Raw genomic sequence first — 15,982 nt, 5'->3', positions numbered from 1 at the left:
ACCATGGACACAGACACAGCCGCAAATGAAACCCGCCGCAGAGGCCGCATCGGCGTGCTGGATACGCTGAGAGGGCTCGCCCTCCTCGCCATGGCGTCCTACCACTTCACATGGAATCTGGAATATTTCGGCTATCTCGAACCCGGCACGGCGACGACGGGTCTGTGGAAGCTCTATGCGCGCGGCATCGCCAGTTCATTCCTGTTTCTCGCCGGCTTCAGCCTGTTCCTCGCCCATGGCAAGGGTCTGAACTGGCCGTCCTTCGGCAAACGTTTTGCGATGGTGGCAGGCTCTGCGCTGCTCATCACCGTCGCCACCTATTTCGCGTTCCCGGACAGCTTCATCTTCTTCGGCATCTTGCACAATATTGCCACCGCAAGCCTTGTGGGACTGCTGTTCCTGCGGGCGCCCGCGCCGGTGACTTTGCTTTTCGCTGTCATCGCATTTGTCCTGCCGCACTATCTGCAATCCGACCTGTTCAATGCAAAATGGCTGGCCTGGATCGGTTTTTCCACCATGCCGCCGCGTTCGAACGACTATGTTCCGCTGCTGCCCTGGCTTGCACCCTTCCTCGCCGGCCTTGCGGTTTCGCAATTCGTCACGCCACGCAGCTGGCTGGACCGCTTTCGCAATCCAAGCTCGCCGCGCAATCTGGTCGCCAGCGCCGGCCGCCACAGCCTCGCCTTTTACCTCATCCACCAGCCGGTGCTGATCGGCCTCGTCTACACCCTGTCCGTCCTCGCCCCGCCTCCGCCCGTCGATCAGGTCGAGCTCTACAAATCGAGCTGTGAAAAAAGCTGCGTCGAGCAGCCGAACGGGCTGGAACTGTGCCAGCGTTTCTGCGGCTGCACGCTGGAGAAGCTGCAGGCGGAAAACCTGTTCGACACGATGATGGAAGGCAAGCTCAGCGCCGATCAGCAGACAAAGGTCAGCGAAGTGGCGCAACAGTGTACGGTTGAGGCGCAATAGGGAGACGTCAGGGCTTGCCGCCTTTTCTTCTCCCGCCGGGGAGAAGAAACAAGCGGTGCACATTCGCTCCAAGGCGACCCATTGCCGCTCTAGCGATCACCCCTCAAAGGAATGCGGTAAAGATAAAAGGCTTGAGACCTGTTTCGGCATCAAGTCATGGAAAATCAAGCAGCGCGAGCTGCTTTCAAGTCCCCACGCCGATCTCGGCAAGCCGCGTCAGGCACGCCTCTTCGACATTGTCGAGTTCCGCCAGCGTCTCTTCGATGTCCTTGCGCTTCTGCCGAAGCTCGGCGCGCTTTTCGTCGACCTTCTTCATCAGCAGCACCAGCTGGCCCGATTCGCCCGGCGGTTCCTTGTAGACGTGAATGATTTCGCGAATTTCGGAGATGGTAAAACCGATACGGCGGCCTCGCAGGATTTCCTGGATGAGTCGGCGGTCCGCAGCCCTGAAAAGCCGGGTGCGCCCGCGACGCTCAGGGTGAATCAGCCCCTCATCCTCGTAAAATCGCAAGGTGCGGGTGGAAACACCGAATTCGCGTGTCAGTTCGGTTATGCTATAATACTTGTCCAAGGGCCTATCCGATTCATGGTCGGAAGACATTATTTGACCTTCACGTAAAAGTCAATTTTTGCCCGCCTCGCCTATCCTGAAATACCGTACCACCAGGTGGCGATCCCCAGAAAGGCGAAAAAGCCGACAATATCGGTCACTGCCGTCACGAACACCGCCGATGAAACGGCGGGGTCGGCTCCAAATTTGTCGAGAACCAGCGGAATGAGAATGCCGGCGAGCGCTGCCGCCAGCATATTGAGACACATGGCCGTGGCGATGATGCCGCCAATATGGATATCCTGAAACCAGATACCGGCAACGACGCCGATGGCACAGCCGAACAGCATGCCGTTCAAGATGCCCACCCCCGCCTCACGCCGGATGATGCGGGCGGCATTGTGAATATCGAGGCTTTTGGTGGCGAGCGCCCGCACCGAGACGGTCATGGTCTGCGATCCCGCATTGCCGCCCATGCCGGCAACAGCCGGCATCAGGATCGCCAGCGCGATAATCTGCTGGATCGTCGCATCGAACAGGCTGATGACCGAGGCCGACAGAAAGGCAGTAAGGAGGTTGACGGCGAGCCAGGGCACGCGCGAGCGCGAGGTGCTGACGATACTGTCCGACAATTCTTCGTCACCCACACCGCCGAGACGCAGCAGATCCTCCTCCGCCTCTTCCTGAATGACGTCGACCACGTCATCGATGGTGAGCACACCGACCAGCCGGCCGTTATCGTCGACCACGGCGGCGGAGAGAAGGTCGTATTGTTCGAAAAGCTGCGCCGCCTCTTCCTGGTCCATCTCGGCCGGAATGGAGTGGTTGGTCTCGTGCATGATCGTTTCGATCTTCACCTGACGCTTGGCGCGCAGCACCTTGTCGAGATCGAGCGCACCGACCAACTTGAAGGTGGGATCGATGACGAAAATCTGCGTGAAGGAATCGGGCAATTCCTCCTCCTCGCGCAGATAATCGATGGTCTGCCCCACGGTCCAGAACGGCGGCACGGCGACGAATTCCGTCTGCATGCGGCGACCGGCCGAGCTTTCGGGATAATCCAGCGCCCGCATGAGCCGCACGCGTTCGGTAAAGGGCAGCTGCGAGAGAATATCCTCGCGGTCCTCGTCGTCGAGGTCCTCGAGAATATAGACCGCATCGTCCGAATCGAGTTCGCCGATACCGGCGGCGATCTGCTCGTTCGACATCTGGTCGACGATGTCGAGGCGGATGCCCTCATCCACCTCGGTCAGCGCCGTCATGTCGAAATCGGAACCGAGAAGCCTGACCAGCGCGTGGCGCTGTTCCGGAAGGATGGATTCGAGCACGTCGCCGAGTTCCGACTCATGCAGCCGGGCCACATTCTTGCGCAGGAAGAGCAGGTCGCGGTCGGCGATCGCCGCCCCCACCATGGTCAGAAAATCGGAGCGGACGGACCCATCCTCGGCGTAGATATCGGAGGGTGCCTCTGTCGGCTTCACGTCCTCGGGCGCGACAGGATCGTCGTCACGGTCTGTCATCTGGCGTCCCCTCGTATTTCAAATGCCGCAGTGCACGGATGCGCAGGCAGAATGGCGTTAAAAGGTATATTGTCAACAACCGGATAGCGGCAAATAAACAAGCTCTCCGACTGCGGCGAAAAATCCATTCAACATTCCTCTTCCTCTTCGCCGGCGGGGCCTCGGCCAGCGGCTATAGGCATGTTTAGCCGATCTTTGCAGCCTGCTTTGCGACAACGCCCACCCCCTTTACGCCGTTCCCGTTTCAAATGTCGAACGGGCAAAGAAAGGTTTCGCCGCAATGCACAATTAAGACATTGACAGGCCGCCTGGAACGGCGCTTCTGAAGATGCATTTGACAATCGGCAAACGCCGACAGCCAAGCACGAGAAGACAGTTTCCGGGAATCAGGACCATGAGCAAGACGGATTTCATTGGCAAGGCGTCGACCGCCGCAGGCGGCTGGGGCGCACTCAAAAGTGTCGGCAAACGCCTTCTGGAATCCGGGGCCCCGATTTCCGGCGCGCGCACCCTCCTGAAAACGAACCAGCCGGATGGTTTCGATTGTCCCGGTTGCGCCTGGGGCGACCCGGAACATGGCTCCTCCTTCGAATTCTGCGAAAATGGCGTCAAGGCTGTCGCATGGGAAGCGACGGAAGCTCGCGTACCGCCGGATTTCTTCGCCAGCCACACGGTCTCCGAACTGCGCGGCTGGTCCGATTATGATCTGGAGAAGCAGGGCCGTCTTACCCATCCGATGCGTTATGACCGGGCGAGCGACAAATATCTGCCCGTCTCCTGGAACGATGCCTTCGCCGAAATCGGCCGCATCCTCAAGAGCCTCGACAACCCGAACCGGGCGGAGTTCTATACCTCCGGCCGCGCCTCCAACGAGGCGGCTTTCCTTTATCAATTGATGGTGCGCCTCTATGGCACCAATAATTTCCCCGATTGCTCGAACATGTGCCACGAAGCGAGCGGCGTCGGCCTGAAGGCATCGATCGGCGTCGGCAAGGGCACCGTGCTGCTCGAGGATTTCGAACAGATGGACGCCATTTTCGTCATCGGGCAAAATCCCGGCACCAACCACCCCCGCATGCTGGGCGACCTGCGCCGCGCCGCCCTTCGCGGCGCCCGCATCGCCGTCTTCAATCCCATCCGCGAAAAGGGTCTGGAGCGCTTTGCCGATCCGCAGGACAAGGTCGAAATGATCACCGGTGGCAGCACCCGCATCGCCACCAATTATTACCAGCCGCGCCAGGGCGGCGACATGGCGGCTGTGCGTGGCATGAGCAAGGCGGTCTTCGCCGCCGATGATGCCGCAAGGGCGGCGGGCGAGCCCGCCATCATCGATTACGACTTCCTCGCCGAACATGCGGCGGAGTTCGAGGCCTATCGCGCCGCCGTCGAAGCGACGAGCTGGGACAGCATCCTCGACCAATCCGGCCTCACCCGTGCGGAAATCGAGGAAGCCGCCCATATTTACATGAATGCCGGCTCCGTCATCGCCACCTGGGCCATGGGTGTTACCCAGCACCGCCATTCGGTCGTCATCGTCCGCGAAATCACCAATTTCATGCTGCTACGCGGCAATATCGGCCGTCCGGGCGCCGGCCTCTGCCCCGTGCGCGGCCATTCCAACGTGCAGGGCGACCGCACGGTCGGCATCGACGAAAAAGCCCCGCCCGCACTTCTCGACGCGCTGGAGAAGGAACTCGGCGTCCCCATGCCGCGCGAGCCCGGCCACAATACCGTGGAGGCCGTGGCCGCCATGCTGGATGGCAAGGCCGAAACCTTCATCGCGCTCGGCGGCAATTTCATGCGGGCGACGCCCGACAGCCCGCTGATCGTCAAGGCTTTCGAAAAGCAGAAGCTGACCGTCAACATCGCCACCAAGCTCAACCATTCGCATCTGGTGCCGGGCGAAACCTCCTTCGTGCTGCCCTGCCTCGGCCGAACGGAAATCGACCTCAATTCGGCGGACCGGCCGCAGATCGTGACCGTCGAGGATTCCATGAGCATGGTGCATGGTTCCGGCGGCATCAATCCGCCGGCCTCGGATGCGCTGCGCTCGGAAGTTGCCATCATCGCCGGCATCGCCGAAGCGACGCTCGGCAATGCCCATGTGAACTGGAAAGCGCTCGCTGATGATTACGATCTCATCCGCGACATGATCGAGAGGGTCATTCCCGGCTTCGACAATTTCAACGAGCGCGTCCGCGTGCCACGCGGTTTTCATCTGCGTAATGCGGCAGCGGAGCGGCAATGGGATACGCCGGCGAAAAAGGCGACGTTTTACACCGGCCCGCTGCCCGAACAGACCGAACACCAGCAGGCGCTCAGCCGCGACAATCTTTTCGTGCTGCAGACCTTCCGCAGCCACGATCAATACAACACCACGATCTACGGCATGGATGACCGCTATCGCGGCGTCTATGGCGAGCGCCACGTCATTTTCATGAACCCCAAGGACATGGAGGCGCTCGGCGCCCATTCGCGCCAGCGCGTCGATGTCATCGGCGAATATGGTGACGGCGTGGAGCGCATCGCCAAAAACTTCCGGCTGGTGCCCTATAATCTTCCGCGTGGCAGCGTCGGCGGTTATTATCCGGAACTGAATGTGCTGGTGCCGCTGTCCAGCTATGGCGAGGGCAGCTTTACGCCGACATCGAAATCGGTGCTGGTTTCCGTCCGCCTGCTCGCCAATGCCGCCCCGTGAACGGGATGCCGCTTGATGGATGAAAAGCAATCCGCAGCCGCTTTCATGACTGCGGTGGAGAGAATTCAGGCATCGTCTCCAGCGCTGACGGCGACGGGTGCCGCCATCCTTCTCGCGGTGCATCTGAATATCGCCACCGACAGCCGCAGCATCGCCAATCGTCTGGGGCTTGCGCATGCCCTCGTTCTGCGCGAAATCACTGTGCTGTCGCCCGGCTTCCTGCGGGTGACGAAACGCGACGCCCGCACCCAGCGCAGCTTTCTGGAGGTGACCGGGGAAGGACAGGCGCTTGCCGCCTCCTCCTTGCCGGCTTGAAACGAACGGAGCATTCCTTGGCAATCAGGCCGATCCTGCCCTACCCCCATTCCGGCTTGTCCGAAATCTGCGCGCCGGTGACGGCTTTTGACGATCATCTGCAGGAACTGGTCACGGACCTCATCGACACCATGCGCGCCGCCCCCGGCGTCGGCATCACCGCGGCCCATATCGGCGTGAAGCAGCGCGTCTTCGTGCTCGAACTGACACCGGGAACCGTCCTGACCTACATCAACCCTGAAATCATCAGCCAGTCCCCGCAAACCATGCGGCATGTGGAGGGCAGTGTTTCCATGCCGGGCTTTACCGACGAGGTGGAACGGCCGTCCGGGATCGAAGTGCGGTTTCAGGACGTATCGGGTGTGGAACACAGCCAGACCGCCGAAGGATTTCACGCCATCTGCATCCAGCACGAGATCGACCAGCTGGACGGCATTTTCTGGCTGAAGCGCCTCTCCAAGCTGAAACGCGACCGGCTGGTGAAGAAATGGGAAAAATCCCGAAAGCCGTGACGGTCAGCCGGTTATCGACAGCGCGAATTCCGCATCGCCCCTCAGTGTATTGCTGACGGTGCAGATATCCTCCGCCGCATGGGCGATTGCAGTGCGGGTCGCCGCATCGAAATTCCCGGCAATCGCAATCCCGATATCGAAACGGATGATACGATAGGGTTCCACAGCGGATTTTTCACCGGAGACGTCAATGGCAGCACCTTCGAATCGATCGAGCAGCCCCATGTGGCTTGCCGCGATACGGGCGCTGAGCGCCAGGCATGCGGCAAGCGACGCGTAAAGAAGATCGATCGGGTTAAAACCCGGCTCCGACACACCGGTCACAATCTCCAGAGAGCCGCCGGTCACCGTCGAAACCAGCGGGCGACCAAGCCGCCCGACCTTCGCCGAAGCGCCGACCGGCCTCAATTTCACCTTCGCACCGTCAACCATTCTCACATCCTGATTTAATCGCGCGCAACCGACCGCATGGAACAAAAACCTGTCTGGCGCTTTTTACTCACACAACGGTGAACGACCGTTGAACCATTATTTTACAGGGAGCTGGGACATATGGTTACATCTACGCTCGTCAGCATTCTGATCACTTTCCTGGTGATCGTGCTCGTCTTGTGGCTCATCGCGCGACTGCCGGTCGGCGGCGGCGTCAAACAGATCGCACAGGTGATCGTCATCATCATCGGCATTATTTCGCTGCTGAAATATCTCGCCGTCTTCTGATGTCCCGCTCGGTCGTGGTGACGATTTAAATACAGATGAAAACAGGCGGCGAAAGCCGCCTTTTTTATGCGCGGATATTGTCCGCCCGTCGTTATTGACGAGGATCGAACTGATAGGCTTTTTTCAGGGTAATATCCCGAACGCTGCCTATGCCGAGAAACGGCGTATTCTCGGCGTCGAAAATCGCCCTGCCCTTTGCCAATATCCACCGGCTCGAACCATCCGGCAGATTGACCTTGTAACGCTGGTCGAAAAACACGCCGGTGGTGATACTGTCAAAAATCGCCTGCGCCACCTGCTCGCGCATTTCGGCGTCGATTCTTTCGAGAATTTCTTCGATCGTCACCCCGCGCGACGCAACCGGTTCGGAAAACCCATGACATTCCGCGGTGACCGCATCCATGATCAGCCTGTTGTCGGAAATGCTCCACATGTAATAGCCAAGCGCATTGTCTGAATCCGTTTTGTCCCCCAGCACGAAAACCCCCAGACTTTTTTCCTGACAAAAGCTAACATCAGACCTCTCAGATTCCACCCCTTGGTTTTATGGGGGAAAATGCCCGGCTACTGTAGCGTGCATCGATATCCACCGAAATTTGATGATGATCGAATCCGACTAGCATCCCGAAATGAATGATAAATTCTGAAGAGGCATCGCAAAATCACCCGCCCGCGCCTACATGGCTTGTGATGATATGTCGAAGGAGTTCAACATGGTGCGAGCCGCCCTCACTTTCGGATTGCTGACCGCAACCGTCTTACTAGCCGGGTGCCAGACTTGGCATAGTCCTTATCGTGGAACCGAGTGGCGCATGGATCAGGTGATGGATGGCGACCCCTACCGGGTCGGCGACGGGCAGCGCAACCGACGCTAGCCACCCCGTTCATTCAATCAGGACGGCGGCAGGTCGACAATTTGCCGCCCTCACTTATCGCGCTCTGGCTGCGGGGTAAAACAGATTGACGTGACCCGGGTTACATCCAATTCGTTCCAACAACCCCGGGGCAGAAAACAGAGAGAAAGCTAAACGACTGGCTAAAAAAGAAAAAACCCGCCGAAGCGGGTTTCTTTGGTGCGGTCGAGAAGACTCGAACTTCCACGGGTTGCCCCACAGCGACCTCAACGCTGCGCGTCTACCAATTCCGCCACGACCGCATCGTGGTAGGCGTCGACTTGCGCCGACGGGGGTGCATGTAGCAAAAGGATTTTGGGTGCACAAGAGCGTCGTGACAGTTTTTTGAAATTAAAAATCGCACTGCACCATCCTATATGCAGGAAGCCCGGAAATGCTGGGGTTGCGGCCGTCTCGCCATTTTGCGAGAAGGCTGTGGAAAGGACTTTTTCATGCTCACACGCACGGATATCGAGACAAATATGTTCCCCGCCGCCGGATCACCGCCCGTTCGCTGGCGAATCTCGGACGGCCTTGTCCCCTATGAGCAGGCGATAGAGGAGATGGAGCGGGAAGTCGCAGCCATAGCCGCCGGCGAGGCCGACGAACTCGTCTGGCTTCTGGAACATCCGCCGCTCTACACCGCCGGCACCAGCGCCGATTCCGCCGACCTCATCGAGCCGGAGCGTTTTCCGGTCTTCGCCACCGGCCGCGGCGGCGAATATACCTATCACGGACCAGGACAGCGGGTCGTCTACGTGATGCTCGACCTGAAACGTCGCCGGCAGGATGTCCGCGCTTATGTGGCGGCGCTCGAGGATGTCATCATCCGCACGCTCGACAAGATGAATGTGCGTGGCGAGCGGCGTGAGGATCGCGTCGGCGTCTGGGTCAGGCGGCCGGAAAAACCTCTCCTGCCAGATGGTGGCATGGCGGAAGACAAGATCGCAGCGCTCGGCATCCGCCTGCGCAAATGGGTGAGCTTTCACGGGCTGTCGATCAACGTCGATCCCGACCTCTCGCATTTCTCCGGCATCGTTCCCTGCGGCATCAGCGCCTATGGCGTTACCAGCCTTGTCGATCTCGGATTGCCGGTTATGATCGGCGACGTCGACGTTCTGCTGCGCGAGGCCTTCGAGGAGGTTTTTGGCCCGGCAGTGCCCGAAACCGGCGCAGGCGGCTGATCCCACCGCAACCTTTGTCGCAGGCCGGTGTTTGATGCATCGATCACCACAAGAGGAGGAACGACCATGTTCATTACGTCCGCTTATGCCTGCGATGACGGTTCTTCGCCGATGAAGCTCTCGACCATCAAGCGTCGCGATCCCGGCCCGCGCGATGTCGAAATCGAGATCGAATTCTGTGGCGTCTGTCACTCGGATATCCACACGGCCCGCAGCGAATGGCCGGGCTCCCTCTACCCCTGCGTCCCCGGTCACGAAATCGTCGGCCGGGTCGGGCGGGTGGGCTCGCAGGTTACCCGGTTCAAGACGGGTGACCGCGTCGGCGTCGGCTGCATTGTCGATAGCTGCCGGGAATGCGCAAGCTGCGCCGAGGGACTGGAGCAATATTGCGAAAACGGCATGACCGGCACCTATAATTCGCCCGACAAGGCCATGGGCGGCGGCGCGCATACACTTGGCGGTTATTCCGCCCATGTGGTGGTGGATGACCGCTATGTGCTCAATATTCCAGAAGGGCTCGACCCGGCGGCCGCAGCACCGCTGCTCTGCGCGGGAATCACCACCTATTCGCCGCTGCGTCACTGGAATGCCGGCCCCGGCAAGCGGATAGGCGTGGTTGGTCTCGGCGGCCTTGGCCATATGGCTGTCAAGCTCGCCAATGCCATGGGCGCGACCGTGGTGATGATCACCACATCACCTGGCAAGGCGGAAGACGCCAGGAAGCTCGGCGCCCATGAGGTGATCGTTTCCCGCGATGCGGAGCAGATGAAGAAGGCCGCGTCGAGCCTCGATCTCATCATCGATGCTGTCGCCGCCGACCACGATATCAACGCCTATCTGGCGCTGCTGAAACGTGATGGCGCGCTGGTGCAGGTGGGCGCGCCGGAAAAACCGCTCTCGGTGATGGCCTTCAGCCTCATCCCCGGCCGCAAGACCTTTGCCGGTTCGATGATCGGCGGCATTCCCGAGACCCAGGAAATGCTGGATTTCTGCGCCGAAAAAGGCATCGCCGCCGAAATCGAGATGATCGATATCGATCAGATCAATCACGCTTATGAACGCATGATAAAAAGCGATGTGCGTTATCGTTTCGTCATTGATATGAAGAGCCTGCCGCGCCAGAAAGCCGCCTGACCTTAAGGGGGCGCTTTCCGGCGTCCCCTTTCCTCGTTGGACCTTTCGGTCGAAAGCGCAGCCCCACACATGACCAGCCAGACCGGTTTCAGCGATGTCGCCAGGGGCATGACCATTATGGCGGGCTGCATGCTGGTGCTGCCGGTCATGGATGCCATCGCCAAATATATGGCGGTAGTCGGTGGCATGTCGCCGGCACAGGTGACCTTCTATCGCTTCTTCTTCCAGGTGGTGTGCACCCTGCCGCTATTGCTTGTTGTATCTCCAAGGGCGCTGTTCAGCGCCAAGCGGCCATGGATGAACTGCCTGCGCGGGGTGCTGCATGCCTCCGCCAGCCTGATGTTCTTTGCCGCCGTCAAATACATGCCGCTTGCCGATGTCTTCGCGATCTATTTCGTCGAGCCCTTCATGCTGACGATGATGTCCGCCCTCTTCCTGGGTGACAGGGTCGGCTGGAAGCGCTGGACGGCGATTGTCGTCGGTTTTGGCGGTGCGTTGATCGTCATTCAGCCGAGTTTCGAAATCTTCGGCTGGACCTCGCTGCTGCCGGTCGCCTGCGCTTTTCTCTACACGCTTTACCTGTTCCTGAACCGCGCCATCGGCGATGCCGACAGCCCGCTTGTCATGCAGACCATGTCCGGCATTGCCGGGACGCTGTTCATGGGCGCAGCACTCCTCGCCGGCGATGCGCTGGGCGACAGGGATTTCGCCGTCTCGTTGCCGCAATCCGGATTCGCGCTTGCCCTGCTTGTCCTGCTGGGATCGATATCCGGCTACATGCATCTGCTGATCGTCAGGGCGTTCCGGCTGGCGCCGCTCTCCCTGTTGGCGCCGTTTCAATATTTCGAGATCATCTCGGCGACGATTCTCGGCTACGCGCTGTTCTCGGATTTCCCGACACCATCAAAATGGCTGGGCATCCTTATCATCGTCGCATCTGGCCTGTTCATCATCTGGCGGGAAAGCAAACAGGCCCATACGACGCCGCCGCTCGACGGGCAATGACGTCTGGCCACAGCCCCGTCAGCTCTCCGAGGGCAGCGGGCCTTCGTCGTGATGATCCTGCGCTTCCACAAGGCTGCCGAGCAGCCAGAGCGAAACTTCGGCCGCCTCTCCCGCTGACTTGAAGCGATAGGAGCCGCTATATTTCGGCATATCGAAGAAAGTGACGACAAAACCGTCGCCGCTTTCCAGGCTCTCGACCCGGATGCGCTCGGGATCGATCATCACGCACACATAATGCGAGCCCATGTTGCGCATGAAGCCGGCCTTGTTGTCGTGCAGCCGCACGAAGGCGGCGCCGCCATCCGCCGTCATGTGCAGGCTTCTGATCGCCTCATTGGGAAAGGCGCGGGCGAAATCCATGATCGCCTGCCCCACATCATGGCTGTTGTCTTCCTCGGTCGCCTGAGACATACGCCAGGCATAAACAGCAAAGACCGAAAGCAGCACGAAAACGATAATCCAGATCGCCAAATTCATCCGGGACGCTCCCTCAGCATCGAAACTTTTCGATTCGCGACTCAAAACGACACGAACCCGGTTTGGGTTCATAAAGATCGAGGCTTGCGTGAAGTATGGCTCGCCGCGACAGGCGGTTTGTACGATCAGAAGCGCTTGAGGAAAGAAGCCTTGGCCAGCAGCCATTGCCGGCGAAGCTGCGACAGTTGCAGGTCGCCGTCGAAAACGCCAGCTCCCGCCTTTCTGACGGCGGCGATGACCGGGCCGGACAAAGCGACGGGCAGATAGGCAGCAAAGACAGTCTTCGCGATCTTTGCGCGTCTTGCCTTCTCGATATGATCGAGCGCATGGGTAGCGAAAATTTCAATGGCAATGCCGATACGCTGCCTGTCCTCGCCTTCGAGAAAGGTTTCGCGATCAAGCCCGGCGGCCGAGAGCATGTCGGCGGGAATATAGACCTGCCCGCGACGCCGGTGGAGAGGCATGAGCAGCAGCATGCCCGCCATGGCCTGGGCCACACCCGCATGTCCCGCCGCCTCCGCGCTTGCAGCGGCATCCTCGGCGGAAAGCACGAGGCTTGCGAGCTGGATGAGGGCCGAGGCGGTTTCGCCGGCATAACCCTCAAGGGCGTTACGATCCTCGAACAGGTCGTCATAGAGATCGAAGATACGCGCCTCGATCATATTGCCCAGCACCGGGCGCGGCAGGCGATATTGCTCGATGGTGTTCAAAAGTGCCGCGGCTACGGGGTGTGACTGGCTGTCACCGTGCGGATTGCCGTCGAGAAGATCACGCCACCATTGCATACGCACTTCGCCGGGCAGCGCCTCGCGCACGGAATCGCGGATACGGGCGATTTCGGCGTTGAAGGCGTAAAGTGCGGCGAGAGAATTACGCTTGTCGGCCGGCGACAGAAGGCAGGCGAGATAGCGGTCGCGATCGGTGTCGCGCAGCGTCGCGAGGCAGACGTCGAGATTTTCTGTGGGTGCCATGGTTCCCCGCGCGCGAAACGTCTTCAGCCTTCGACGGCAATCAGCGCCGCCGCTACGGCACGCGATTCCGAAAGCATGATATTATAGGTGCGCACGGCAGCACCCGTGCTCATCGGGTCAACCGAAATGCCCGCCTCCTTGAAGGCGGCACGCAATTCTTTCGGCAGGACCCGCATGCCGTCACCCGTGCCGATCAGCAGCACCTCGATATCCTGCGCTTCCGCCAGAACCTTTTCGAAATGCGCGACGGTCAGTTCTTTCGCATCAACGGGCTCCCACCCGTAAATGCCCGAAGGCAAAAGCAGAAGGGAGCCGCGATGCGACATGTCGGCAAAGCGGAAACCGCCATTGCCATAGGCATCGATGGGCGCCCGGCCGGGAAAATGGGCCGGGCGTATTTCAATCCCGCCAGCCATCAGACGGCAGGCTTGCCGCCGATGGCGCTACCGGGCTTTTCATCCTTCTCGTCTTCCGCATCCTTGCTGTCGGGACGCAGCTTGAAGGCGATCAGCACCGGAGCGGCAATATAAAGCGACGAGAACACGCCGATACCGACACCGAACAGCATGGCGAAGGTGAAGGAGCGGATGACTTCGCCACCGAAGAGGTACAGCGACAGAAGGGCCAGAAGCACGGTCAGACCGGTGAGGATCGTACGCGACAGCGTCTGGTTCAGCGATACGTCGATGATCATCGACAGCGGCATCTTCTTGTATCGCCTGAGGTTCTCACGGATACGGTCGTAAATCACGACGGTGTCGTTCAGCGAATAACCGATGATCGTCAGGATCGCCGCGATACTGGTGAGGTTGAATTCTATCCCCAGGAAGACGAAGAGGCCGATGGTGAAGACCACGTCGTGCACCATGGAGATGACCGCACCGAGCGCAAACTGCCACTCGAAGCGCACCCAGATGTAGACCATGATCGCGCTCATCGCGAGCAGGATGCCGATCGTGGAGGTGAAGGTCAGGTCACCCGACACGGCCGGACCGACAACTTCAACGCGACGGAAATCGTAGTTGGCTTCAAGTTCGCCGCGTACCAGGGTGATGGCCGACTGCTCGGCATTTTCGCCGCCGTCCTGCGCCTGGATGCGGATGAGGACATCCTGCGGCGTACCGAAGTTCTGCGCCTGGATTTCACCGAGGTTCAGCTGATTCAAACGCTCACGGATATCGGCGAGATCCGCCTCACCCTGCTTGGCGCGCACCTCGATGACCGAACCGCCCTGGAAGTCGATACCAAGGTTCAGACCCTTGCCGATGAAGCCGCCGATGCAGGCGAGCATGACTGCGCCGGTGATCATGAACACGACGCGACGATACCGCATGAAGGGAATGTCGCGGCCGTCGAACATGGCGGTGCGAACACCCTTCGGCAGGTGCTTCGGGCGGCTGCGGCGAACCCAGTAGCCGAACATCCATGCCGTCAGCGTATAGGCGGTGAAGACGGTGGTGATGATACCGACCGCAAGCGTAACGGCGAAGCCCTTGACCGGACCGGTGCCCATGTAGAACAGAACGCTCGCCACGATCAGCGTCGTCAGGTTGGCATCGATGATCGTCGCAAAGGCACGGGTGAAACCGTTATCCAGGGACTGGATCAGCGGTTTGCCGCTCTTCACCTCCTCGCGTATGCGCTCATAGATCAGAACGTTGGAATCCACCGCCATGCCGATGGTCAGAACGATACCGGCAATACCCGGTAGTGTCAGCGTCGATCCGATCACACTGAGGACGGCCAACAGCATGACGACGTTGACCACAAGGGCGATATTCGCGAGCAGGCCGAAGAAGCCGTAGAAAACGAACATGAAGATGAGGACGCCGATGGCGCCGATGGCACTGGCCGTCAGGCCGGCGGTGATGGAGTCGTTACCGAGGCTCGGGCCGACCGTGCGTTCTTCGACGACCGTCAGCGTGGCCGGCAGTGCACCGGCGCGCAGCAGAACGGCGAGATCATTCGCGCCCTGCACCGAGAAATTACCGGAGATCTGGCCCGAACCGCCGATGATCGGCTCGCGGATGACCGGTGCGGAAATGACCTGGTTGTCGAGCACGATGGCGAAAGGCTTGCCGACATTCTGCTGCGTCGCCTGCGCGAAGCGCTGCGCGCCGCGGCTGTCGAAGCGGAAGGTGACGACCGGTTCGTTGGTCTGCTGGTTGAAGCTTGCCTGGGCATCGACGAGATTGTCGCCGGAGACGAGTGCACGGCGTTCCACCAGATAGGGAACCGGCGGATCGTCCTGCGAATAGAGAACCTCAGACGTTGCCGGCGGACGGCCATTCATGGCCTCCTGCACCGGCATCGTCGTGTCGACCATGCGGAAGGAGAGCTTTGCCGTCTGGTTGAGAAGCGATTTCAGGCGCTGCGGATCCTGAAGGCCCGGCACCTGCACGATGATGCGGTCAGAACCCTGGCGCTGGATGAGCGGCTCGGTTGTGCCGACTTCGTCGACGCGGCGGCGCACGACTTCGATCGACTGCGACACGGCCGAGGACAGGCGGTAATCGATACCCTCATCCGTCAGGTTGAGCCTGAGCAGATTGTCGCCGCCATCATTCATCGTGACTTCGGTGATGGAGCCGCCGACCAGCGTGCCGGCGGAGACCGGCTGGGTCAGATCACGAAGTGCCGTCTTGGCGGCTTCCAGTTGAGCGGGATCGCTGATGCGGACCTGGATCTGCTGGCCGTTGCCGGTCAGCCCCGAATAACGGATGTTGGCGTCGCGGAGCTGCGTGCGCACATCACCCACGATCGTTTCAAGGCGTTCCTTGACGATGTCGGTACGCTCGATCTTGAGCATAATGTGCGAACCGCCCTGAAGGTCGAGACCGAGCGTTACCTTGTTGTCCTTGTACCAGGCAGGCATGCCCTCCAGCTGCTTGTCCGAAAACAGGTTGGGAGAGGCGATGAAGACGCTTGCCAGCACAAGCAGCCAGATGAAGACTGTTTTCCAACGGGAAAAATGAAGCATTTCGATCTCGGTCAGGGTTGGGGTCGCGCGCAGCACGCAACCCGTCAAAATTCG

Annotated in this window: 16 protein-coding genes and 1 tRNA gene; 8 read left to right on the top strand and 9 right to left on the bottom strand. The window is 60.0% G+C overall.

Features of this window, described 5'->3' with window-relative positions:
- The first annotated feature begins 3 nt into the window (after positions 1-3).
- Positions 4-969, top strand: a complete 966-nt coding sequence (locus tag QD336_RS01400; protein WP_499168977.1) for a heparan-alpha-glucosaminide N-acetyltransferase — start codon at positions 4-6, stop codon at positions 967-969.
- 184 nt (positions 970-1,153) lie between these two features.
- On the opposite strand, the gene QD336_RS01395 is transcribed toward QD336_RS01400, so the two are convergent.
- Together QD336_RS01395 and mgtE are read right to left on the bottom strand one after the other, a co-directional pair.
- Positions 1,154-1,540, bottom strand: a complete 387-nt coding sequence (locus QD336_RS01395; protein ID WP_003524989.1) for a MerR family transcriptional regulator — start codon at positions 1,538-1,540, stop codon at positions 1,154-1,156.
- A 71-nt stretch (positions 1,541-1,611) separates the two neighbouring features.
- The gene (gene mgtE / locus QD336_RS01390; RefSeq protein WP_269341312.1) at positions 1,612-3,039 is read right to left on the bottom strand and encodes a magnesium transporter; all 1,428 of its coding nucleotides are present in this window, start codon (positions 3,037-3,039) and stop codon (positions 1,612-1,614) included.
- Between the two features lie 394 nt (positions 3,040-3,433).
- Here mgtE and QD336_RS01385 point away from each other — a divergent pair, with 394 nt between their 5' ends.
- The 3 genes from QD336_RS01385 to QD336_RS01375 are packed head-to-tail and all read left to right on the top strand — an operon-like array spanning position 3,434 to position 6,564.
- Positions 3,434-5,737 carry an FdhF/YdeP family oxidoreductase gene (locus QD336_RS01385; RefSeq protein ID WP_499168975.1) on the top strand — a complete coding sequence of 768 codons (2,304 nt, stop codon included), beginning with the start codon at positions 3,434-3,436 and terminating at the stop codon, positions 5,735-5,737.
- A 15-nt stretch (positions 5,738-5,752) separates the two neighbouring features.
- Complete coding sequence (locus QD336_RS01380) at positions 5,753-6,052, top strand: hypothetical protein (RefSeq protein ID WP_499168973.1); 300 nt, start codon at positions 5,753-5,755, stop codon at positions 6,050-6,052.
- A gap of 17 nt (positions 6,053-6,069) precedes the next feature.
- On the top strand, positions 6,070-6,564 hold the full coding sequence (locus tag QD336_RS01375; RefSeq protein ID WP_499168972.1) for a peptide deformylase: 495 nt from the start codon (positions 6,070-6,072) through the stop codon (positions 6,562-6,564).
- Positions 6,565-6,567: 3 nt separating this feature from the next.
- On the opposite strand, the gene QD336_RS01370 is transcribed toward QD336_RS01375, so the two are convergent.
- Positions 6,568-6,996, bottom strand: coding sequence for an OsmC family protein (locus tag QD336_RS01370; RefSeq protein WP_499168971.1), 429 nt, complete (start codon positions 6,994-6,996; stop codon positions 6,568-6,570).
- A 120-nt stretch (positions 6,997-7,116) separates the two neighbouring features.
- Between QD336_RS01370 and QD336_RS01365 the strand changes: the two genes are divergently transcribed.
- On the top strand, positions 7,117-7,284 hold the full coding sequence (locus tag QD336_RS01365) for a Thivi_2564 family membrane protein (RefSeq protein WP_269341307.1): 168 nt from the start codon (positions 7,117-7,119) through the stop codon (positions 7,282-7,284).
- A gap of 91 nt (positions 7,285-7,375) precedes the next feature.
- Here the strand turns inward: QD336_RS01365 and QD336_RS01360 are convergent, their stop codons facing one another.
- Positions 7,376-7,762, bottom strand: a complete 387-nt coding sequence (locus QD336_RS01360) for a PAS domain-containing protein (protein WP_269341306.1) — start codon at positions 7,760-7,762, stop codon at positions 7,376-7,378.
- Between the two features lie 593 nt (positions 7,763-8,355).
- Positions 8,356-8,440, bottom strand: a tRNA-Leu gene (locus QD336_RS01355).
- A gap of 189 nt (positions 8,441-8,629) precedes the next feature.
- Between QD336_RS01355 and lipB the strand changes: the two genes are divergently transcribed.
- The 3 genes from lipB (at position 8,630) to QD336_RS01340 (ending at position 11,500) form a co-directional block, all read left to right on the top strand.
- On the top strand, positions 8,630-9,361 hold the full coding sequence (gene lipB / locus QD336_RS01350; RefSeq protein ID WP_499168969.1) for a lipoyl(octanoyl) transferase LipB: 732 nt from the start codon (positions 8,630-8,632) through the stop codon (positions 9,359-9,361).
- Between the two features lie 66 nt (positions 9,362-9,427).
- The gene (locus QD336_RS01345) at positions 9,428-10,495 is read left to right on the top strand and encodes an NAD(P)-dependent alcohol dehydrogenase (protein WP_499168968.1); all 1,068 of its coding nucleotides are present in this window, start codon (positions 9,428-9,430) and stop codon (positions 10,493-10,495) included.
- A 69-nt stretch (positions 10,496-10,564) separates the two neighbouring features.
- Complete coding sequence (locus QD336_RS01340) at positions 10,565-11,500, top strand: DMT family transporter (RefSeq protein WP_269341303.1); 936 nt, start codon at positions 10,565-10,567, stop codon at positions 11,498-11,500.
- A gap of 18 nt (positions 11,501-11,518) precedes the next feature.
- On the opposite strand, the gene QD336_RS01335 is transcribed toward QD336_RS01340, so the two are convergent.
- The 4 genes from QD336_RS01335 to secDF all read right to left on the bottom strand — a co-directional run bounded on the left by QD336_RS01335 (position 11,519) and on the right by secDF (position 15,928).
- Positions 11,519-11,977, bottom strand: coding sequence for a hypothetical protein (locus QD336_RS01335; RefSeq protein ID WP_269341302.1), 459 nt, complete (start codon positions 11,975-11,977; stop codon positions 11,519-11,521).
- 125 nt (positions 11,978-12,102) lie between these two features.
- On the bottom strand, positions 12,103-12,948 hold the full coding sequence (locus QD336_RS01330; RefSeq protein WP_499168967.1) for a phytoene/squalene synthase family protein: 846 nt from the start codon (positions 12,946-12,948) through the stop codon (positions 12,103-12,105).
- Between the two features lie 23 nt (positions 12,949-12,971).
- Positions 12,972-13,364: an Mth938-like domain-containing protein gene (locus QD336_RS01325; RefSeq protein ID WP_269341300.1), complete on the bottom strand. Its 393-nt coding sequence runs from the start codon at positions 13,362-13,364 to the stop codon at positions 12,972-12,974.
- Positions 13,364-15,928, bottom strand: a complete 2,565-nt coding sequence (gene secDF, locus QD336_RS01320; RefSeq protein ID WP_269341299.1) for a protein translocase subunit SecDF — start codon at positions 15,926-15,928, stop codon at positions 13,364-13,366. Before secDF ends, QD336_RS01325 begins: the two co-directional genes overlap by 1 nt.
- Positions 15,929-15,982: the final 54 nt, after the last annotated feature.

It is taken from the genome of Rhizobium sp. BR 250 (assembly GCF_047445855.1).
Taxonomy (GTDB): Bacteria; Pseudomonadota; Alphaproteobacteria; order Rhizobiales; family Rhizobiaceae; genus Agrobacterium; species Agrobacterium tumefaciens_I.
Note: the sequence above shows the minus strand (reverse complement) of the source record. Positions and strands in the feature narration are given on the sequence as shown.